Here is a 20,107-nt window from a genome sequence, read left to right as displayed (position 1 = left end):
GCCGCCGCCCTCCCCGATCGGACCCACGCCATGGACTCCCTGCTGCTCTCCCGCCGCGACCTCGACTTCCTGCTCCACGACTGGCTGGACGTCACGGCCCTGACCGGCCGCGCCCGCTACGCCGACCACGACCGGGACACCTTCGACGCGGTGCTGGACCTCAGCGAGGCCATCGCGACCCGGCACTTCGCCCCGCACAACAAGAAGAACGACGCCGAGGAGCCCCGCTTCGACGGCGAGCGCGTGCACATCATCCCGGAGGTCAAGGAGGCGCTGAGCGTCTTCGGCGAGGCAGGCCTGACCGGCGCCGCCATGGACTACGAGGTCGGCGGGCAGCAACTGCCCACCGTGGTCGCCAACGCGTGCACGGCCTGGTTCCAGGCCGCCAACGTCGGCACCGCCGCGTATCCGTTCCTCACCATCGGCAACGCCAACCTGCTGCTCGCGCACGGCAGCAAGGAGCAGATCGACACCTACGTGCGGCCCATGGTCGAGGGCCGCTTCTTCGGCACCATGTGCCTCTCGGAGCCGCAGGCCGGCTCGTCGCTGGCGGACATCACCACGCGGGCGGTGCCGGGGGACGACGGTACGTACCGGATCACCGGAACCAAGATGTGGATCTCCGGTGGCGACCACGAGCTCAGTGAGAACATCGTCCACCTGGTGCTGGCCAAGATCCCCGGCGGGCCGGCGGGCGTGAAGGGCATCTCGCTGTTCATCGTGCCCAAGTTCCTGGTCGAGCCGGACGGGGACCTGGGGGAGCGCAACGACGTGGTGCTGGCCGGCCTCAACCACAAGATGGGTTACCGCGGCACCACCAACACACTGCTCAACTTCGGCGAGGGCCGGCACACTCCGGGCGGCCCCCCGGGCGCGGTGGGCTACCTGGTGGGTGAGGCCCACCACGGGCTCGCTTACATGTTCCACATGATGAACGAGGCCCGCATCGGCGTCGGACTCGGCGCCACGGCGCTCGGCTACACCGGCTATCTGCACGCCCTCGACTACGCACGCACCCGCCCGCAGGGCCGCCCGCTGACGGGCAAGGACGCAGGCGCCCCGCAGGTCCCCATCATCGAGCACGCCGACGTGCGCCGGATGCTGCTGGCACAGAAGAGCTATGTAGAGGGCGCCCTCGCGCTCAGCCTCTACTGCAGTCGCCTGCTCGACGAGGAGCGCACCGCGGAGCAGGAGTCCGAGCGCGCCCGCGCCCGGCTGCTGCTCGACGTCCTGACGCCCATCGCCAAGAGCTGGCCGTCGCAGTGGTGCCTGGCCGCCAACGACCTCGCCATCCAGGTGCACGGCGGCTACGGCTACACCCGCGAGTACAACGTCGAGCAGTTCTACCGGGACAACCGCCTCAACCCCATCCACGAGGGCACTCACGGCATCCATGGGCTGGACCTGCTCGGCCGCAAGGTCGTCATGGGCGGCGGCGCAGGCCTGAAGCTGCTGCTTGAGACCCTCTCGGCAACCGTCGCCCGGGGCACGGAGACCGGTGGCGAGGCGGCTGAGCTGGCCGCCCGCCTGGAGCAGGCCGCGGCCCGCGTCGAGCGGACCACCGGCAAACTCTGGTCGACCGGAGACCCCGCGACCGCCCTGGCCAACGCCTCCGTCTATCTGGAAGCCGTCGGCCACGTGGTGCTGGCCTGGATCTGGCTGGAGCAGTTCCTCGCGCTCAAGGACGACGCGGACGACTTCCACGAGGGCAAGCGACAGGCGGCCCGGTACTTCTTCCGGGTGGAACTCCCCCGTACGGGGCCGCAGTTCGACCTGCTTTACAGCCTGGACCGCACCGCGGCGGAAAGCCGTACCGAGTGGTTCTGATCCATGGCCCCGCGGGACAGCTGTCCTGAGTGGTACTGATCCACGGCCCCGCGGTCCCTGTCATCCCCAGGGATCGCACCTTTGTGCGGCGTGCCGCCGGCTGAGAAAAACGCTTGGACTCCGCGGGCGCCGTCGCGGGAGACTGCGGTTTCTGCCCCGCGCGTACTCGCACGGTGGCGCCGCCCGCGCCACCCGCGAGCTGCGCGCGGGCTCCGTCGTCGTGCCCCGGTCATCGGAGGACGACCCGAGCGAGGGCACTCACTCGAACCGAAGCTCCGCGCGGCCAGTGAGGGCAACGGCTTCTCCGCGGAGAAGCATGTGGCGGGCTGCCGCACGACCACAAAGGGTTGGGATGGGATCGCCTGAATCGCGCGAGGTTCCGCCGGGCAAGGGCTCGGTGCTCCTCGCACTTCGTTATTACGGACGGGAGTTAGCCCGGCTCCGGCGGTGGACGGTGCCCGCGCTGCTGCTGCCGGCGCTGGGCAACATCGGCCTCAACTACATCGCGCCGCTGGTTGTCGCGAAGCTCGTCGGCCGAATCGCCGGCGACGCCGGTATCACCATCGGCTCGACGCTGCCCTACGTACTCGGCTTCGCGGGCGTCCTGCTGCTCGCGGAGGCGCTGTGGCGCATCGGCCTGCACTGCCTGAACCGCCTTGACGCCCTCGGTATCGAGCATCTGTACGTGATCGGTATGGACGAGTTGTTCGCCAAGGACGCCGTGTTCTTCCACGACAACTTCGCCGGGTCACTGACCAAGCGGGTCCTGAGCTTCGCCTCCCGCTTCGAGGAGTTCGTCGACACGCTGACGTTCTCGGTCGTGGGCAGCTTCGTGCCGCTGATCTTCGGGTCGGTGGTGCTGTGGCGCTACGAACCGCTGCTCGTGGTCGGGCTCCTGGCGATGATCGCCCTGACGGCGCTGTGCGTGGTGCCCCTCATCCGTCGGCGCCAGGCGCTCGTTCGCCAGCGCGAGGAGGCGATCGCCCGGGTGTCGGGCCACGTCGCCGACAGCCTGATGAACATGGACACGGTCCGGGCGTTCGCCGCCCAGGAACGCGAGGCAGCCGAGCACCGGTCCCGCGTCGCGGAGTCGCGGCGGCTCACACTGCGGTCGTGGGACTACGGCAACCTGCGCATCGACACGCTGGTCGCGCCGATGTCCGTGCTGACCAACGCCCTGGGCCTGCTGCTCGCGGTCGCGCTCGCCGGGGGCGGACACGGTGTGGAGGCGGTCGTGGTCGCCTTCACGTACTACACCAACGCGACGCGGATCATGTTCGAGTTCAACCAGATCTACCGTCGCCTGGAGAGCTCGATGACGGAGGCCGCGCAGTTCACCGAACTGCTGCTGAAGCCGCCGACCGTGCTCGACCCGGAGTCGCCGGAGCCGCTGAAATCGCGGGGCGCCGCCATCCGCTTCGAGCAGGTTACCTTCGCCCACGGGGGAGGGAAGCCGCTCTTCGAGGGCCTCGACCTGGCTGTGCCCAGCGGGGCGAAGATCGGTCTCGTCGGCAGGTCCGGCGGCGGCAAGACCACGCTCACCCGGCTGCTGCTGCGCATGACCGACATCGACGGAGGGCGGATCCTGATCGGGGGCCAGGACATCAGCAGGCTGCGCCAGGCCGACCTGCGGGGCCTGATGGCCTACGTGCCGCAGGACCCGGCGATGTTCCACCGCACGCTGCGGGACAACATCGCGTTCGCCCGCCCGGACGCCACCGACGCCGAGATCCGCCGCGCGGCCGAGGCGGCGCACGTCACGGAGTTCGCCGACGCGCTGCCGGACGGCTTCGACACCATGGTGGGCGAGCGCGGTGTCAAGCTGTCCGGCGGACAGCGCCAGCGGGTGGCCCTCGCCAGGGCGATCCTGCGCGACGCGCCGATCCTGCTGCTCGACGAGGCGACCAGCGCCCTGGACTCCGAGAGCGAGATCCTCGTCCAGGAGGCGCTGTGGCGGCTCATGGAGGGGCGGACGGCGCTCGTGGTGGCGCACCGGCTGAGCACGGTCGCCACCATGGACCAGCTCGTCGTCCTCGACCGCGGACGGATCGTCGAGCAGGGCTCGCACCAGGAGCTGCTCACGGCGGACGGCGCCTACGCGAAGCTGTGGCAGCACCAGTCGGGCGGCTTCCTCGACGACAGCCCTGCGCGGGCCGACAGCGCCGCGCGGGCCGACCTGCGCTTGAAGTTCTGACCCGGGTCGCACCGGGTCAGAACCCGCCCTCCGAGGCGATCAGCGATGGGGCGGGGCCGATGTCGAGCTGGTCGACGCGGACGGCGTATGGCATGGGTAATGTGACGGGGCGTTCGGTAGTGGGGGGATAGGCCCGGATGGGTCACCTGGTCCTGGTGCTGGGTGGGATCCAGACTGCTACGAACCCGGTGCCGGCGGCATCACCGGACGTACGACCATCAGAGAGTCCTCCCGCGACGCCCTCAGCGCAAACGGGAACGCGTCCACCTCGAGGCACAGCGCGACATCGTCGGGATGAATCCCTTGGTATCCACGGCGCAGGCCGTCGGTGAGATCGGCGGCCGCCCGGGACCGCCCGGCCCGGCTGACGAACTCGGCGGCCTCGGCCCGGACATCGCCGATCCGTCGAGCGACATAGTGCGCACACGCCAGGTCTTCGTCGGCGTTCCCGTCCTCGCCCGTGATCACGAACGTCACATCCTCACAACGCTCGGCACGCAGCAACCGGGCCGTCGCGTCCGCCACCACGAAGCTCGCACACAGCACCAGCGAGGCGTCCCCGACAGCCAGCGCACCCACCGTTCCAGCAGTGGTCTTCTGCACCACGGTCCGGCCCGTCAGGTCCATGTCCCGTACCAGGCCTGGTGAGTTGACCGCGTCGAAACCCGGAACAGGCGCACCGTCCTTGAGGGCAACCCAGTCCGGATTTCCGCGCGTCAGCTCAAGGGCCGCATTCAGGGTCTCCGCGAGGACGATCTTCTCGGCTCCCCGCGCGAACGCCCAGGCCGCCACAGTGAAGGCTCGCATGACGTCGACGACCACAGCCACGGACGGAGCCTCGGCCAGGTCGGGTATGCCGGCAAACCGGAAGCTCATTCGATCAGCATGTCGCACCTGGATCTCCTCCAGGACCTCCGGCCGCCGTTCGACTTGAATCCGTATGCGCGCATGTGTGTCCGCTCAACCGTCGTGCCGGACCGTAAGCGGATTGCCCCAGCTCTCCGCGAAGAAGGTGTCCGCCAGGGGGCGCCGCTCGCGGGCGGCGGTCTCGCGGTCGCGCAGTTCCTGCGGGAGGAGTTCCGCCGGGGCCAGGGACCCGATCGCGGTGATGGAAAGCGGCCGGTAGCCGTCCGGGATCCCCAGCGCCGAGCGCAGCTGCTCGGGGTGGAAGCCGCCCATCTGGTGGGCATGCAGCCCCAAGGCGTGTGCCTGCACCGCCAGTTGGGCCACGGCGAGCCCGGTGTCGTATGCGGCGCCGTGGTGCGGCGTGCCGTCCTCAAGGCGCTCCGCCGCCACCGCCGCGACCAGCAGCGAACTCTGCCCCGCCCAGAGCCTGTTGCCGGACATGAGGGTGGAGAAGATCTGCTCGTACGTGGTGTCGCCGCGCCGGCCGACCAGGAAGCGCCACGGCTGAGAATTGCGCGCGGAGGGCGCCCAGCGGGCCGCCTCAAGGAGCGAGAAGAGCTCCTCGTCGCTGATCGTGTGCGTGGCGTCGAAGGAGCGCGGGCTCCAGCGCTCGGCGAGCAACGGGTGGACGGCCACGGCCATGTTCGCGGTGCGGGGAGACATGCTGATGCCTTTCCTCGATGGGTCGATGGGTCGATGGGTCGATGGGGTGAAGTGTGGGGGCCTGTCCTGCCGTCAGTTCAGTGATGAGCGAAGCGCGCTCCGACCCAGCCGGCACCGGTCCAGGCCGATGCCGTGACTGTTCACCGCCTCGGTCAGGAAGACAGCCGGGCGGCCGAGGCCACGACGGCCTGTATGAACGGGGCCGGGCGGGGCGTGGCATGAACAATGCCGGGCGGGGCGTCGCGTTGAACGGAGCCGCGAGGCGGCGGCAGGACGCCTGGGGCGCGGCGTCAGCGCCCGGCGGGACACGCCGTGGTCGTGACGCGCACGAAGTCGACGTGGCGGCGGGTCACGAGCACGGTCATGGGGTCAGCAAAGCACAGCCGCTGCAGACAGCACCAGTACTCCCGGTACCGGCTGACCGATCCGGGCCCCACGCTTGAGAGCGTTCTGCTGAGAGCGCTCTTCAGTCCCTGCCTGGTTCCTTGCCGAGGACGTAGAGCTCGGGCAGGTTGACCACGACGGCCTCCTGGGTGCTGCGGGCGATCACCACCACGGCCTCCTCGTCCGGGCTCGGGTTCTCCTCGCGGTGCGGGACGAACGGCGGTACGAAGATGTAGTCGCCCGGTGCCGTGCGGATCCGGATCTCCTCGGGCGTGCCCGAGGAGTCGTCGAGGAACACGAACTCCGGGTGGCCCTTCACGACGTGGATCGCCGTTTCGGAGGCTCCGTGGTGGTGGTTGGAGGAGGCGGTGTCGGGGGCGACATGGGTCTGCCCCATCCAGATGCGCTCGGAGCCGACGGTCCGCCCGCTGATCGCGGCGAAGCGGCGCATGCCGCCGGTCTGGGCGGTGTCGCCGTCGAGCGCGTCGGCACGGATGTGGTGCAGCCGGGCACGCAGCGGCAGCGCGCTGCCGTCACCGATGCGGTCGTGGCCGTTGTCCGGAAGGTGCGGATGGAAGGCGTCCTGCTGGGTGGGGGCGGCTTCGTCGGACGGCTTGGGCGGGGTGTGCGGGGCCATGGGAGCGAGTCCTGCTCGTCGGGGCGGGCCGGGGCGGCCGGGCCGGAATGGGGCGGGCGCCCGCCGGTGTGGAGGCCGGGCAGATGCTGCGGAAGGCCGCAGCAGGGGCTCATCGACCGAGGGCGTGCGCAAGATCCTTGAGATGACCGTAGAGAGCCCGGGAAATGGATGTCAAGATGTGTCCATTGTCGCCGACCTGGCCGTACCGCGGTCCCTGCAGGGTCGGCCGATGCTGGAACCGACGCTTCGGGAAGACGGTGCACATGCAGATCTCTGCCAGGGCGGACTATGCGGTGCGGGCACTCGTCGAGCTCGCCGCCGACAGTGCGCGGCCGCTGACGTGCGAGGGCATCGCCTCGGCGCAGGACATCCCGTTCCGCTTCCTCAAGTCCGTGTTCCGCGACCTGCGGTCGGCCGGTCTTGTGCGCAGCCAGCGCGGCTGCGAGGGAGGTTACTGGCTCGGTCGGGACGCGGCCACCATCACGGTCGCCGAGGTGATGACGGCCGTCGACGGCGAGTTCTTCACCGTACGCGGCGTACGCCCTGAGGCGCTCGGCTATCCGGGTGCCGCGTCCGGCCTGCCGGACCTGTGGCGCGGAGTCGAGTCCGCCGCACAGGCGCTGCTCGCGCGGACGACCATCGGTGACCTCGCCGAGCGTGGAGCCGGTGCGGGAGCTGAGGACGGTGGGGCCGGGAGGGCGCGCGACGCCTCTGCGGCTGTCACAGCATGAGTACGCGGGGTGCGAAGACGGGCGAAGCAGGGACGGACTCCGCTGCCCAACCGCTCGTACACGTCACCGAGTTCACCGACCCCGCCTGCCCGTGGGCCTGGGGCTCCGAACCGGTCTTCCGTCTGCTGCGGCACGGCTTGGCACCTCACCTGCGTTGGCGGCGGGTGTTCGGCATCCTCTTCGACGAGGACGACGACCCGGCCCCCGACTCCGATGCCGAGGCGCGCTGGTACGAGGGATTCATCAAGGGCGTCGCCGAGCACACGCACGCACCCTATGCCGCCCGTCTGCACTGGCTGAGCCGCACCAGCTGGCCCGCGTCCATCGCGGCCAAGGCCGCCGAGGCACAAGGTGAGCGGGTGGCGGAGCGCGTACTGCGCCGGCTGCGGGAGACGACGTTCGTGCTGGGCATGCCTGCGGACACTCCGGCGGGTGTGGAGGAGGCCATACGCGGTGTTCCGGGGCTCGACATCCGGAAACTGCTCGACGACCGGACGGTGGCCGACGCGCGTGCGGCGGTGCGGGACGACTGGGCGGAGACCCGCAGGCCCCTGGCCGAGGTGTGCGATCTGCAAGGGCCGGGGCCGCATCCAGGGCGCGCCAAAGAGGTGGGCGACGGGCGCCGCTATGCCCTGCCGACGCTGTTGTTCGACGGCCCGGGCGGGCGGATCTGCGTACCGGGGTGGAGGCCCCTGACGAGCTACCTCCAGGCGGCTGCCGCGGCGGCCGGGACACCGCTTCCCGCTCCGGAGGCCGTGTCCCCCGAAGCGGCGTTGAACCACTGGCGCAGCGTCACCCGGCGCGAACTCCAGTTGCTGACCGGCGCCTTGGAGCCGCCGCACGGTGCTACCGTGGTGGAGACGGCGAACGGGCCGTTGTGGCTGCACCCGGAGGAGGCCGAGACCCATCCGGCGACACGCCGGACGAGCTGATGTCGCGTCGTCGTCGGCCGGAGCGGTTTCCGGCCGCCGTTCGCCCGAGAGCGATGTCGGCAGCCGACGTGCGAACGCCCTGCATCGGCCGGGGGATTGAGCGAACGCGCAGGTCGCCGGGGTCTCGGACAATGAGACACCTAAAGGTGTCCATTGACAGTGGGGGTGCGCAGCCGTGAGGATACGAGACATGCTTTCGCTGCATCCCGGCGTGGTCTGCCGCTACGTGGACTATCGACGCACCTCCAGCGCGCTCTGTCGCTGACCCGGTCCGGTCGGCGCCTTCCGCACCCTGGATCTGGGGACTCCCGCCCGGCGCTGCCTCGTTGGACAGCGCCGTAGCCGGTAGAAGGCCCAAGGGGCCTGAAAACCATCCCTGTTTGTGACGCATCACCTATTCCGCATCAGATGATCGGCGCCCTGAACAGCGCACCTCTGACGCGGAGTGCGGTGCGGCGGTGCGTGCCCGCGGCCATCCAGACGCTCCGCCTGACGCCCACAGGCGGATACGCCGGACCGTCATCGCCGGACGCCTTCGTCTGCCACCGCCGACCTCTCCCGGGCTGCCTCCGTATGGCATCCCGTTCGCCCGTCCTGCCTCCTGTCATCCCTCGCCTCCCCGCCCGCGCCCCGCCGACCGGGCGCTCCACGGCCCGCCCGCGTACCCGTCTCACAACGGCGCGGCCCAGAAAGGTGCGCTTCCATGCCGAAGTTTCGCTCGCCCTCCACCTCGGAACCGTCCCGCCGGTCGCCTTTCGAGGGTGCTGACGCGGACAGCCCGCGCCACGACAGTCTTCCGGCCCTGAAGGCCCTGGACCGGCGTTCCTTCCTCGGACTGTCGCTCGGAGCCGGGGCCACCCTCGCCCTGACCGCCTGCGGAGGACAGTCCACCTCGGCCGCCAAGAGCGACGGCGGAACCCTCAAGTGGGGCTGGGCGCTGCCCACTTCATGGGACCCGGTCACCTCGTCGGCCGGGTGGGACGTGCACGCGCTCTCCCTTGTCTATGCGGCGCTGACGAAGCTCGACCCCAAGGGCGTCGCCGTGCCCGCCCTGGCCAAGTCGTGGAAGTACAACGACGACGGCACCGTCGTGACCTTCACCCTCCGTTCGGGAGAGACGTTCAGCGACGGCAGCCCCATTGACGCCACCGCCGTGAAGAAGAGCCTCGAGCGAGGCCGCGACTACGAGAAGTCCCTGGTGGCCGCCCAGCTGATCGGGGTCGAGAAGGTGACCGCGCTCGACGAGCACACCATCGAACTGCGGCTGGCCGCACCCGACTTCCAGATTCCCGCCCTGCTCGCAGGCAAGACCGGCATGATCGTCAACCCGAAGGTCCTCGAGAAGGACGCCGCGAGCCTTTCCACGAAACCCGCCGGCGCCGGGCCGTACACCCTCGTCTCGTACGTCGAGAACTCCAAGGCGGTCCTGCGCCGCAACCCGGCCTACTGGGACGCCGGCCAGATCAAGACAGAGAACTTCGAGCTCCACCCGCTTCCTGAGCCCTCGACGGTCGTCGCGGCGCTGCAGTCCGGGCAGTACAACGTCGCACAGATACCTGGCAGCCAGGTCAAGGCCGCCAAGGCCGCCGGCCTGGAGGTCCAGGTCATCCCGTCGATGGTGGTGGCCGTCCTCGATGTGCACATCGGCAAGAAGCCCTTCACCGACCCGGACGTCGCCCTTGCCCTGAAGTACGCGATCGACCGCGAAGAGCTCCTGAAGACCGCTGCCTTCGGCTACGGAGAGGTCACCCGCCAGCCCTTCCCCAGCGGCTATGCGGGCCACGACGACGCGCTCGACAAGCTGTTCCCGTACGACCCGGAGAAGGCCAAGGAGCTGCTGGCCAAGGCCGGCTATGCGGACGGGCTGAAGATCACGCTGTCGGCGCAGAAGGCCGAAGGCGTCCCGGAGCTGATCCAGGCTCAGCTGAAGAAGGTCGGGATCACCGCAACCCTTGAGGCCATTCCCTCGGACCAGGCCACGCAGATCGTCTACATCCAGCGCAGCAAGGCCCTGTACGTCGACCAGTTCGCGGGACGCGACTCCGCCACGCAGGCCTTCCAGGTGCTCTTCGGCGAGGAAGGATTGATGAACCCGGGGCGCACCACCTCATCCGAGCTCGAGAAGGCTCTCGACGTCGTCCGCCGTACGCCGCTCGACGCGCCGGAGTACCCGGAGGTGCTGCAGAAGGCGACGGGCATCGCGGTGCGCACCATGCCGAACGTGTTCCTGTACACCGTGCCGCGCATCCTGGCCCGCAATCCCAAGGTCTCCGAGATCCCGGCCTACACCGTCGTCCAGCGGTTCGAGGGGGTCACCGTCTCATGACCGCTCCCGCAACGCTGACCGGCCGGGGCCCGGGGCATGCAGGCCGGGGGCCGGGCCTGTCTCCCGCCGGGCCGGCAGCACGGCCGCGCGTACGGGAGTCGCTGTTCAGGCGCCTCACCGCGGCGCCCCGCCCGCTCGGCCGACTCCTTGTCGTCACCGCCACGGTGTTCGTCCTTGCCTCCCTGCTCACCTTCGCACTCGGTGCTCTGTCCGACGCCAACCCGGCCGCCGCCGTCCTCGGCGACCTCGCCACACCGGCCGACATCGCCCGGATGGAAGCCCAGTTCGGCCTGGACCGCCCGCTGTACGTGCAGTACGTGACATGGCTCGGGAGCGCTCTCAGCGGTGATCTCGGCGTGTCGTGGTTCACCGGTGTGCCGGTGGCGGACAGCATCGCGCAGGCACTGCCCGTCGACCTGTCCATCGCCGGCCTCGCACTGCTGCTCGCTGTGGTGATCGGCGGAGGCGCCGGTATCGCCGCGGCTCTCCACAGCGGTGGCCGTATCGACCGGACCGTCACGCTCGTCTGCTCGGTGCTGTCGACTCTTCCGCCGTTCCTGATCGGCATCGTGCTCATCGTCGTCTTCGCCGTGCAGTTCGGCGCGCTGCCCACGGGCGGCTACGAACCGCTGAACGCCGGGGTCGGGCAGTGGCTGCGGTACGCGATCCTGCCCGCCTTCGCGCTGAGCCTGGACGCCGCCGCCTCCATCGCCCGGCAGCTGCGCACCTCGCTGGTGGGGGCCCTGCGCGAGAACTACGTCACCGGCGCCGAGATGCGTGGATACTCCGCCCGCAGGGTGCTGTTCGGGCATGTGCTGCGCAATGCCGCAGGACCGGCGCTGACCGTCCTCGGCATGAGCGTGCCGGTGATCCTCGGCGGTGCCGTCGTCACCGAGAAGATCTTCAATCTGCCAGGGATCGCGCAACTGTCGTTGCAGGCGGCGGAGCGGCACGACATCCCCGTCGTCCAGGGCGCCCTCCTGGTCACCGTGGCCGTCGTGCTCGTCGCGAACGTCGCGGTCAACGCCGCGCTCGCCGCGCTCAACCCCGCCGCACGCAGGAACAGGGGCGGACGCGCCCGGACCGCACCGGCCGAGGGAGGCGGCGCATGAGGGTTCTCCGTCTCACCTGGCGCCAGCGCTCGGCCCGTATCGCGCTGGCCGTGCTCGCCGTGGTCGCGGTGCTCGCCGTCGCCGGCGGTGCGTTCGCGCCCGACGACCCGCTGGCCCAGCATCCCGCGGACATGCTGCAAGGGCCCAGCGCCGCACATCTGCTGGGCACCGACTATCTCGGACGGGACGTCCTCAGCAGGCTGATCGCCGGTACCGGGCTGTCGATCGCCGGTGCGCTGGAGGCGGTGGCGGCCGCGATGCTGCTGGGCGTCATCCCGGGCGTCGCGTCCGTGTGGCTGGGCCGGACCGTGGAGTGGACCACGCAGCGGGCCGCCGACACATTGATGATCATGCCGTTCACGGTCTTCGCGATCGCGGTGGTCGGGGCGCTGGGCAACGGCATGCACCAGGCGATGCTGGCACTCGGCGTGCTGTTCGCACCGTTGTACTTCCGCGTCACGCGGGCGGCAGCGCTCGGCCTGAAGCAGGCGCAGTACGTGGAGGCCGCCGAGCTGATGGGCGCGTCGCGCTGGTGGATCCTGCGCACCCACGTCTGGGGCAAGATCCTCCCGACCATCGCGGTGACCACGGCGCAGACGGTCGGGCAGGCCCTGCTCGTCGTATCGTCGCTGACCTTCCTCGGTCTCGGTGTCCAGCCGCCCGCGCCCACGTGGGGCGGGATGCTCGCGTCCGACCTCGGCTATCTGGCTCAGCAGCCCTGGGCGCCGCTCATCCCGGGCGCCGCGATCATGATCACCGTCGGTGCGCTCAACCTGCTCGCGGACGCGATCCGCGACAGCGGAGCTCCCACGGCCGATGAGCTGGGGAAGCCGCCGAGGGCCGAGGGCACGGCTCCTGCCTTGGTGACCGAGGACCGTGAACCACTCAACTCCCCGGAAACGCAAGGACGTTCCGCGAATCGTGCGACGCCATCGGAGGATCCCGAGCTGCCGTCTGAGGACCATGCCAACGCGGCGGCGACCGTCGCGCGGACCCACATCGAACAGCCAGAGGAGGCCGAGCACCGTGTCACGACCGGCTGAAGCAACGGTTGAGCCGCTGCGTGCGGAGAGCGCCCCCAGCACCGGCGCGCACACCCACGTGCCCGCCTCCGCGGCCCCCGTACTCACCGTCGAGGGCCTGGACGTCACCATCGGCCGAACCGTACGAGCCGTACGCGACGTGTCGTTCAGCCTGGCGCGCGGTGAAGCGGTCGGCCTGGTGGGGGAGTCGGGCAGCGGCAAGAGCCTGACGTGCCGCTCCGTGCTGGGAGTGCTGCCGCCCGGATGCCGGGTCGCGGACGGACGGATCACGCTCTCTCCCAGCACGGACACGGCCGCAGACGGGGCCACGGATGCGGACGTCGCCACGCTGCCGGCGTCCGAGTCCGCCGAACTGACGGCGCTCCCCCGCAAGCAATGGAACGCGATACGAGGCCGCCGCATCGGCGCCGTCTTCCAGGACCCCGCCTCGTACCTCAATCCCTCGCTCACTGTCGGCGGCCAGCTCGCCGAGCAACTGCGCGTGGGACGGGGCCTGTCGCGGTCCGAGGCATACGCCCGCGCCGTGGAACTGTTCGCCGCCGTCGGACTGCATCGTCCCGCCGAGCTCTACCACCAGTACCCGCACGAGCTGTCCGGCGGCATGCTGCAGCGCGTCCTCATCGCCATCGCCGTCTCATGCGAACCGGAACTCCTCATCGCCGACGAGGCGACCACCGCTCTCGACGTCGTCATCCAGGCAGAGATCCTTGAACTGCTCCAGAGCCTCCGCAAGGAACAGGGCCTCGCGCTGCTCCTGGTCACGCACGACCTCGCCGTGGTCGCCGAGAGCTGCGACCGCGTCGTCGTGATGTACGCGGGCGAGATCGTCGAGGACGGCCCGACCACCGAGGTCCTGGCCGCGCCCGCGCACCCGTACACCGAAGCGCTGCTGCGCGTTGCGTCCATCGGCGACTGGGGGCGCCGGGAACTCGACATCATCCCCGGCCGACCGCCCGAGACGGGCGCGGACCTGCCGGGCTGCCGCTTCGCCGACCGCTGCGCGTACGTGACGAAGGAGTGCACCGCCGGGCCCGTCGCGCTGCGCACGCTCGACGGCGGCCGCCGGGCGCGCTGCCTGCGCCCCGCCGGCCCGTCCGGCGAGACACGCTCGGCCGCCGCGGCCGACCCCGGCCTGCCTGTACCGCAAGGAGCGGCCCTGTGAGCAGCACCCTGGCCACCGACCGCAGCGCAGAGGCCTCCGAGTCCGGCAGCACGGCGCCGCTGCTGGAGATCACGGGGCTCGGTGTGTCCTACGGCCGCCGGGCTGTCGTACGCGGCTCGGCCCGGCGCACGCGTGTGCTGGCCGACGTCGGCCTCACCGTGCGGGCGGGGGAGATCGTCGGCATCATCGGCGAGACCGGTTCCGGGAAGACGACGCTCGCACGCGCCACGGTCGGACTGGTCCGCCCCGACGCGGGCAGCATCCAGTTCGACGGCCGCGACCTGACTGCCCTCGGCCGGAGCGAGCTGCGGGACTTCCGCCGCTCGGGACGCGTCCAGTACATGTTCCAGGACCCGCTGCGGTCCCAGGACCCCGACCTCACTGTCCGCCAGATCGTGGCCGAGCCGTTCGCGGCGATCGGCGCGCTGAGCCGCCAGGAGCGAGCGGTGCGGGCCGAGGAGGCGCTGAGCCTGGTCGGACTGGACGCCGCGGAGATCGGGTCGCGCACCCCCGGGCAGATCTCCGGCGGACAGCGCCAGCGCGTGTCACTGGCCCGGGCGATCGTCACCCGGCCGCAGCTGCTGCTCAGCGACGAACCCGTCAGCGCTCTGGACGCCTCCAACCGCAACCTCGTCCTCGGCCTCCTCGACCGGCTCCGCCGCGAACTCGGGCTCGCCGTCGTCGTCATCTCCCACGATCTCGGTTCCCTGGCGGGGATCGCCGACCGAGTGGCCGTCCTCTACCGAGGCCGACTCGTCGAACAGGGGCCCATCAGCGAGGTGCTGGAGTACCCACGGCATCCGTACACGGCGCTGCTCACCGCCTCCGCACCCAGCGTGCGCTCCGGACACCGGCTGCTGCCTGCGGAGTTGCGTGCACCGGTGGGACGCGACCCGTGGCCGGACGACGTGGGCTGTGTCTTCGCGCCGCGCTGCCGGTTCGCCGACGACGCATGCCGCACGGAGCCACGACCGGCGGCCGTAGGAGGACCTTCGGTGCCGCAGGACCACGAGAGCGGGGCGCCCGAAGCATCGGCCGGAGACGAGGCCTCGGCCGCGGGGCACACCGTCGTCTGCCACCACGCCGGTTCGTGGCGCGCGCGTCTCGGCTGAGCCGCCCTTCGCAACGGCACCCGGCGTATCCGCCGCCCCGCCCCCATCCCTTCGACCATCCCGGAGTCACGCCACCATGGCCATCGAATTCATAGGCTTCGCCGCCACCCAGGAGACCAGCGAGAGCGGTCCCGCCACACCCACCGCCACCCGCAACGGCGGCTCCCCGCAGCCGGTTGCGGGCCACGCCCCCGGTCCCGTCGTCCAGCCCGACTACGTACGCGAGGTCGCCCGCGTTCACGAGGCGTCCGGCTTCGACCGGGTCCTGGTCGCCCATTCCTCGGCGAGCCCCGACGGCTTCACCGTCGCCGACCAGGTCCTCACCCACACCCAGGGCCTTGGAGTCCTGCTCGCGCACCGCCCAGGCTTCGTCGCCCCGACGCTGGCAGCCCGCAAGTTCGCCACCCTCGACGCCTTCCATCCCGGACGGGTCGCCCTGCACGTCATCACAGGCGGCGACGACGCCGACCAGGCCCGCGACGGCGACTTCACCGACAAGCCGACCCGATACCGCCGCACCGACGACTTCCTGGACGTGGTCCGCAAGGAATGGACCGCCACCGAACCCTTCGACCACGACGGCGAGTTCTACCAGGTCAAGGGCGGCTTCTCCGCCGTGCGTCCCGCCGCACCCATCCCCGTCTACTTCGGCGGCGCCTCCGCCGACGCCATCCGCGTCGGCGGCAAGCACGCCGACGTCTACGCCTTCTGGGGTGAGCCGCTGGCCGGCATCGCCGAGCGCATCCGCGAGGTGCGGGCCGCTGCCGCACCGTACGGCCGCAACCCGCGGTTCAGTGTCAGCCTGCGGCCCATTCCCGCCGCGACCGAGACAGAGGCATGGGAGCGCGCCCGGGAGATCCTGCGGCTGACCAACGAGCGCTTCGGCGAGCTGCGCAAGGCCTTCAACATCGACCACAGCGAGCAGCGCGGCTCCCAGCGCCTTCTGGAGTACGCGGCTCAGGGCGAGGTACACGACAAGCGGCTGTGGACCGCGATCGCGAAGACCACCGGTGCGGCGGGCAACTCCACGGCGCTGGTGGGCAGCTACGAGCAGGTCGCCGAATCCCTGCTGGACTATGTGTCCCTCGGCGTCACGACCCTGCTCATCCGCGGCTTCTCCCCGCTCGCCGACGCCCGGGACTACGGCAACCTCATCGACCTGGTCCGCTCGGGAGCCGCACGCGATGCGCGTACCACCCCCGCCGCGCTGGAAGACCCCGTGGTGCGCGCATGACACCCTCCGCATCCGCCGTTCGTGCGGCCGCTCGGACGCCCGTGACCCCGCATGTGCCCACCACCTCGCACTGGGGCGCGTACAGCGTGCGCTCCGACGCGGACGGCCGTCTCGACATCCGGCCGCATCCCGCGGACCCCGCGCCGTCCCCGCTGCTCGGCAACATCGACGGGGCGCTGCGCCACGCCACCCGCGTGCGCAGGCCCGCGGTGCGGCGTGGCTGGCTGGAGCACGGTCCCGGCCCGAGCCGGGCACGCGGGCGCGAGCCGTTCGTCGAGGTCACCTGGGACGAGGCGCTCGACCTCGTCGCGGCCGAACTGGCCCGCGTACGCGACGAACACGGCCCCCAGGCGGTGTTCGGCGGCTCCTACGGCTGGGCGTCGGCCGGCCGCTTCCACCACGCGCAGAGCCAACTGCACCGTTTCCTCGCCCAGTTCGGCGGATACACCGCGTCCCGTAACTCCTACAGCCTCGGCACCTCGCTCGTCCTGCTTCCCCACCTGGTAGGGCGAGCGGGCACCGATGCCGTGCTGCGTGCTGCGTCCAGCTGGCCGACGCTGGTGCAGCACACCGAACTGATCGTCGCGTTCGGCGGCATCCCGGCGAAGAACGTGTACGTGACCCCTGGCGGCGTCACCCGGCACCGCACCCCCGGTCATCTCGCCGACCTCGCCGCCTCGGGCACCCACATCGCGCTGATCAGCCCACTGCGGGCCGACCTGCCGGATGGGTCGGACAGCACGTGGTACCCGGTCGTTCCCGCCACGGACACCGCTCTCATGCTCGGCCTCGCGCACACTCTGCTCACCGAGAACCTGCACGACCGTGCCTTCCTCGACCGCTGCACCACCGGCTTCGACACCTTCGCCCGCTACCTCGACGGCCGCACGGACGGCACGGCGAAGAGCGCCGACTGGGCCGCCCACATCTGCGGTCTCGACGCGGACGACATCCGCCGGCTGGCCCGGCGCATGGCCGCATCGCGCACCCTGGTCACCGTCACCTGGTCGCTGCAGCGCATCCAGCACGGCGAGCAGCCCGTATGGGCGGGCCTCGCCCTCGCCGCGATGCTCGGCCAGATCGGCCTGCCCGGCGGCGGCTTCGGACACGGCTACGGCTCGATGGGCGACGTCGGCGACCACGGCCCTCAGATGCGGCTGCCGTATCTGCCCCAAGGACGCAACTCCGTCGACGAGTTCATCCCCTGCGCCCGCATCGCCGACATGCTGCTGCACCCTGGCGAGAGCTACGACTACGACGGCGAGCGGCGCACCTACCCCGACATCCGGCTCGTCCACTGGGCCGGCGGCAACCCCTTCCACCACCACCAGGACCTCGGACGGCTGCGCCGTGCCTTCGCCCGCCCCGACACCATCGTCGTCCACGAACCCCATTGGACGGCCACCGCACGCCACGCCGACATCGTCCTTCCGACCACCACCTCACTGGAACGCGAGGACTTCGGCGGCGGACGGCGCGACACCCATCTGATCGCCATGCACCGAGCCGTCGACCCCGTGGGCGAAGCCCGTGACGACTACGCCATCCTCGGGGAGCTCGCCGCCCGCCTCGGGTTCGGAGAGCGCTTCACCGAAGGCCGTACGCCGCGCCGGTGGCTGGAGTACCTGTACGGCGAGTGGCGCGGGGAGCTGAGCCGCACCACCAGTGCGGACGTTCCCGGCTTCGAGGAATTCTGGGCGGCCGGGGAGTACGAACTTCCCTCCGGGCCAAGCGACTTCACTCTCTTCGAGGAATTCCGCCGGGACCCGGACGCCTTTCCGCTGGACACCCCGAGTGGTCGTATCGAGATCGCCTCGGCCGCGATCGCGGCTCTCGGGCTCGCCGACTGCCCGGGGCACCCCGTCTGGCTGGAGCCCGACGAATGGCCTGGAGCCGTCGCTGCCGAGCGCCACCCTCTGCTGCTGATCGCCAACCAGCCCGCCACCCGGCTGCACAGCCAGTACGACGTGGGCGCGCACAGCATGGCCTCGAAGGTCGCCGGGCGCGAGCCGGTCGAACTGCACCCCGACGACGCCGCGGTGCGCGGCATCCGCGACGGCGACGTCGTACGCATCTTCAACGACCGTGGCGCCGTCCTCGCCGGAGCCCGGATCAGCGACGGGCTGCGCCCCGGCGTGCTGCGGCTGCCCACCGGTGCGTGGTTCGACCCGGCTCCCGACGATGGCGACGGAGACGGCGATGTGCCGCTGTGCCTGCACGGCAACCCCAACGCCCTCACCGCCGACGTGCCCAGCTCCCGGCTCACCCAGGGCTGCACGGGGCAGCACGCCCTCGTCCAGGCGGAGAGGTACGAGGGCGAGGCGCCGCCCGTGACGGTGCGGCGCCCGCCACCGCTCCAGGACGGCGCATCCGTGCCGCGCCATGCCAGTGGCCCCCGATCAGCCGAAGGCGGCGACCGAGCCCACGCCGACCACCTCACTCATCCCGACCGGCCGGAGACCCCATGACACGTACTGGCCAGACCACCGACCTGACCGCCACCGGCCGCCCCGACGGGGACGGATCTCGTGCCGGTCGGCCCAACGCGGACAGCTCCCACACCGGCCGCCCGGGCACCGACGGCCGACGCACCAGCCACCCGGACGAGGACGGCCCCCTTACCGGCCGCCCCGACACACAGGGCCGGGGCACCGACCGCTCCGCTCTCGCGCTGCCACCCCTCGATCTCGACCGTCTCCCCGACGTCGCCCGCGGCCTCGCCGACCGTGCCGCCGAACACGACCGCGACGCATCATTCCCCACCGAGGGCATCGCTCTCGTTCACGAAGCAGGGTTGCTCACCGCGACCGTCGCGCCCAGGTACGGCGGCCCGGGCGCGGGCCTCTTCGACACCGTCCGCATCCTGCGCGCTCTCGGCGCCGGCGATCCGGCCGTCGCCCTCGTCACCGCCATGACCCTGTTCGTACACGCCGGGGAGGCCCGCAACCCGAGCTGGCCCGCAGCCGGCTACGCCGAGTTCCTCACCGAAGCCGCCACGCGCCCTGCCCTCGTCAACGCCCTGCGCGTCGAGCCGGAGCTCGGCAGCCCGGTACGCGGCGGCCTGCCCGCCACCACGGCACGCCGCGACGGCGACCACTGGGTGCTGACGGGCCGGAAGATCTATTCGACGGGCGCGGTCGGACTGAGCCGCATGCTCGTCTACGCCCGCACCGACGAAGACCCGGTACGCGTCGGCTCGTTCCTGGTCCGAGGCGACAGCCCAGGGCTGTCCATCGAGCCGACCTGGGACCACGTCGGGCTCCGCGCCAGCCGCAGCGACGACGTGCTGCTGGACGGCGTCCGCGTGCCCGTCGACGAGGTCGTCGGCCTCACCGAGGCGCGCGCCGCCGCTCCCGGTGCCCGCCAGGACGCGGCAGCCGGAGCGTGGAACGCTCTCGGACTCACCGCCCTGTACCTCGGCGTCGCCGACGCCGCCCGCGACTGGCTCATCGGCTTCCTCCATGAACGCGTCCCCACCGGGCTCGGCGCAGCGCTGGCCACGCTGCCCCGGTTCGAGACCGCCGTCGGTGAGATCGAGAGTGCTCTCACCGGGGCCGCCGTCCTCGTCGAGTCCCTCGCGGCGCGCGTCGACGCGGGCGACCCCGATGCCCCGGCCCAGGCCGGCATCGCCAAGGTCCTCGGCACCCGCGCCGCCATCGGCGCCGTCGAACAGGCCCTGCAGCTGACCGGCAACCACGGCCTGACCCGCGCCAACCCCCTCCAACGCCACTACCGCGACGTGCTCTGCAGCCGCGTCCACACACCGCAGGACGACGCCGTCGTCACCGCCGTCGGCCGCGCCGCACTCGACCACCACCGCCCCACCGCAGTGAAAGGCACGTGA

At 71.2% G+C, this 20,107-nt stretch carries 15 protein-coding genes; 12 read left to right on the top strand and 3 right to left on the bottom strand.

Annotated elements, in window-relative coordinates:
• The first annotated feature begins 30 nt into the window (after nucleotides 1-30).
• Nucleotides 31-1,827 carry an acyl-CoA dehydrogenase gene (locus tag H1D24_RS08115; RefSeq protein ID WP_181656695.1) on the top strand — a complete coding sequence of 599 codons (1,797 nt, stop codon included), beginning with the start codon at nucleotides 31-33 and terminating at the stop codon, nucleotides 1,825-1,827.
• A gap of 352 nt (nucleotides 1,828-2,179) precedes the next feature.
• Complete coding sequence (locus tag H1D24_RS08110) at nucleotides 2,180-4,021, top strand: ABC transporter ATP-binding protein (protein ID WP_181656694.1); 1,842 nt, start codon at nucleotides 2,180-2,182, stop codon at nucleotides 4,019-4,021.
• A gap of 177 nt (nucleotides 4,022-4,198) precedes the next feature.
• Here the strand turns inward: H1D24_RS08110 and H1D24_RS08105 are convergent, their stop codons facing one another.
• From H1D24_RS08105 to H1D24_RS08095, 3 genes are all read right to left on the bottom strand, one after another.
• Nucleotides 4,199-4,897: a 2-phosphosulfolactate phosphatase gene (locus H1D24_RS08105; protein ID WP_181656693.1), complete on the bottom strand. Its 699-nt coding sequence runs from the start codon at nucleotides 4,895-4,897 to the stop codon at nucleotides 4,199-4,201.
• 84 nt (nucleotides 4,898-4,981) lie between these two features.
• Complete coding sequence (locus tag H1D24_RS08100; RefSeq protein ID WP_181656692.1) at nucleotides 4,982-5,590, bottom strand: nitroreductase family protein; 609 nt, start codon at nucleotides 5,588-5,590, stop codon at nucleotides 4,982-4,984.
• 466 nt (nucleotides 5,591-6,056) lie between these two features.
• Complete coding sequence (locus H1D24_RS08095; protein WP_258563911.1) at nucleotides 6,057-6,611, bottom strand: cupin domain-containing protein; 555 nt, start codon at nucleotides 6,609-6,611, stop codon at nucleotides 6,057-6,059.
• 263 nt (nucleotides 6,612-6,874) lie between these two features.
• Here H1D24_RS08095 and H1D24_RS08090 point away from each other — a divergent pair, with 263 nt between their 5' ends.
• The 10 genes from H1D24_RS08090 (at nucleotide 6,875) to H1D24_RS08045 (ending at nucleotide 20,107) form a co-directional block, all read left to right on the top strand.
• Nucleotides 6,875-7,342 carry an RrF2 family transcriptional regulator gene (locus tag H1D24_RS08090; protein ID WP_181656691.1) on the top strand — a complete coding sequence of 156 codons (468 nt, stop codon included), beginning with the start codon at nucleotides 6,875-6,877 and terminating at the stop codon, nucleotides 7,340-7,342.
• Entirely contained in the window at nucleotides 7,339-8,274 is a 936-nt protein-coding gene (locus H1D24_RS08085; protein WP_181656690.1) for a DsbA family protein, read from the top strand. Before H1D24_RS08090 ends, H1D24_RS08085 begins: the two co-directional genes overlap by 4 nt.
• A 703-nt stretch (nucleotides 8,275-8,977) precedes the next feature.
• Nucleotides 8,978-10,600, top strand: coding sequence for an ABC transporter substrate-binding protein (locus tag H1D24_RS08080; RefSeq protein WP_181656689.1), 1,623 nt, complete (start codon nucleotides 8,978-8,980; stop codon nucleotides 10,598-10,600).
• Entirely contained in the window at nucleotides 10,597-11,712 is a 1,116-nt protein-coding gene (locus tag H1D24_RS08075; protein ID WP_181656688.1) for an ABC transporter permease, read from the top strand. Before H1D24_RS08080 ends, H1D24_RS08075 begins: the two co-directional genes overlap by 4 nt.
• Nucleotides 11,709-12,755, top strand: a complete 1,047-nt coding sequence (locus H1D24_RS08070; protein ID WP_181656687.1) for an ABC transporter permease — start codon at nucleotides 11,709-11,711, stop codon at nucleotides 12,753-12,755. The genes H1D24_RS08075 and H1D24_RS08070 overlap by 4 nt, the downstream gene beginning before the upstream one ends.
• Nucleotides 12,739-13,917: an ABC transporter ATP-binding protein gene (locus tag H1D24_RS08065; RefSeq protein ID WP_309484245.1), complete on the top strand. Its 1,179-nt coding sequence runs from the start codon at nucleotides 12,739-12,741 to the stop codon at nucleotides 13,915-13,917. Before H1D24_RS08070 ends, H1D24_RS08065 begins: the two co-directional genes overlap by 17 nt.
• Nucleotides 13,914-15,029 (top strand): ABC transporter ATP-binding protein, encoded by a 1,116-nt coding sequence (locus H1D24_RS08060; protein ID WP_309484244.1) that lies wholly within the window; start codon nucleotides 13,914-13,916, stop codon nucleotides 15,027-15,029. The genes H1D24_RS08065 and H1D24_RS08060 overlap by 4 nt, the downstream gene beginning before the upstream one ends.
• 76 nt (nucleotides 15,030-15,105) lie before the next feature.
• Nucleotides 15,106-16,263 (top strand): LLM class flavin-dependent oxidoreductase, encoded by a 1,158-nt coding sequence (locus H1D24_RS08055; protein ID WP_181656685.1) that lies wholly within the window; start codon nucleotides 15,106-15,108, stop codon nucleotides 16,261-16,263.
• Nucleotides 16,260-18,731 carry a molybdopterin-dependent oxidoreductase gene (locus H1D24_RS08050; protein ID WP_181656684.1) on the top strand — a complete coding sequence of 824 codons (2,472 nt, stop codon included), beginning with the start codon at nucleotides 16,260-16,262 and terminating at the stop codon, nucleotides 18,729-18,731. Before H1D24_RS08055 ends, H1D24_RS08050 begins: the two co-directional genes overlap by 4 nt.
• Nucleotides 18,728-20,107: an acyl-CoA dehydrogenase family protein gene (locus tag H1D24_RS08045; protein ID WP_181656683.1), complete on the top strand. Its 1,380-nt coding sequence runs from the start codon at nucleotides 18,728-18,730 to the stop codon at nucleotides 20,105-20,107. Before H1D24_RS08050 ends, H1D24_RS08045 begins: the two co-directional genes overlap by 4 nt.

The organism is Streptomyces himalayensis subsp. himalayensis (assembly GCF_013778455.1).
GTDB classification, from domain to species: Bacteria; Actinomycetota; Actinomycetes; order Streptomycetales; family Streptomycetaceae; genus Streptomyces; species Streptomyces himalayensis.
The sequence above is the reverse complement of the archived record's forward strand: the minus strand, read 5'-3'. Positions and strand labels throughout refer to the sequence as shown.

What these genes read in the sequence shown, in the direction of transcription:
- H1D24_RS08095 (WP_258563911.1), bottom strand. Translation starts at nt 6,611, where the DNA reads ATGGCCCCGCACACCCCGCCCAAGCCGTCCGACGAAGCCGCCCCCACC.
- H1D24_RS08070 (WP_181656687.1), top strand. Translation starts at nt 11,709, where the DNA reads ATGAGGGTTCTCCGTCTCACCTGGCGCCAGCGCTCGGCCCGTATCGCG.
- H1D24_RS08085 (WP_181656690.1), top strand. Translation starts at nt 7,339, where the DNA reads ATGAGTACGCGGGGTGCGAAGACGGGCGAAGCAGGGACGGACTCCGCT.
- H1D24_RS08045 (WP_181656683.1), top strand. Translation starts at nt 18,728, where the DNA reads ATGACACGTACTGGCCAGACCACCGACCTGACCGCCACCGGCCGCCCC.
- H1D24_RS08075 (WP_181656688.1), top strand. Translation starts at nt 10,597, where the DNA reads ATGACCGCTCCCGCAACGCTGACCGGCCGGGGCCCGGGGCATGCAGGC.
- H1D24_RS08080 (WP_181656689.1), top strand. Translation starts at nt 8,978, where the DNA reads ATGCCGAAGTTTCGCTCGCCCTCCACCTCGGAACCGTCCCGCCGGTCG.
- H1D24_RS08055 (WP_181656685.1), top strand. Translation starts at nt 15,106, where the DNA reads ATGGCCATCGAATTCATAGGCTTCGCCGCCACCCAGGAGACCAGCGAG.
- H1D24_RS08090 (WP_181656691.1), top strand. Translation starts at nt 6,875, where the DNA reads ATGCAGATCTCTGCCAGGGCGGACTATGCGGTGCGGGCACTCGTCGAG.
- H1D24_RS08115 (WP_181656695.1), top strand. Translation starts at nt 31, where the DNA reads ATGGACTCCCTGCTGCTCTCCCGCCGCGACCTCGACTTCCTGCTCCAC.
- H1D24_RS08105 (WP_181656693.1), bottom strand. Translation starts at nt 4,897, where the DNA reads ATGAGCTTCCGGTTTGCCGGCATACCCGACCTGGCCGAGGCTCCGTCC.
- H1D24_RS08100 (WP_181656692.1), bottom strand. Translation starts at nt 5,590, where the DNA reads ATGTCTCCCCGCACCGCGAACATGGCCGTGGCCGTCCACCCGTTGCTC.
- H1D24_RS08110 (WP_181656694.1), top strand. Translation starts at nt 2,180, where the DNA reads ATGGGATCGCCTGAATCGCGCGAGGTTCCGCCGGGCAAGGGCTCGGTG.
- H1D24_RS08050 (WP_181656684.1), top strand. Translation starts at nt 16,260, where the DNA reads ATGACACCCTCCGCATCCGCCGTTCGTGCGGCCGCTCGGACGCCCGTG.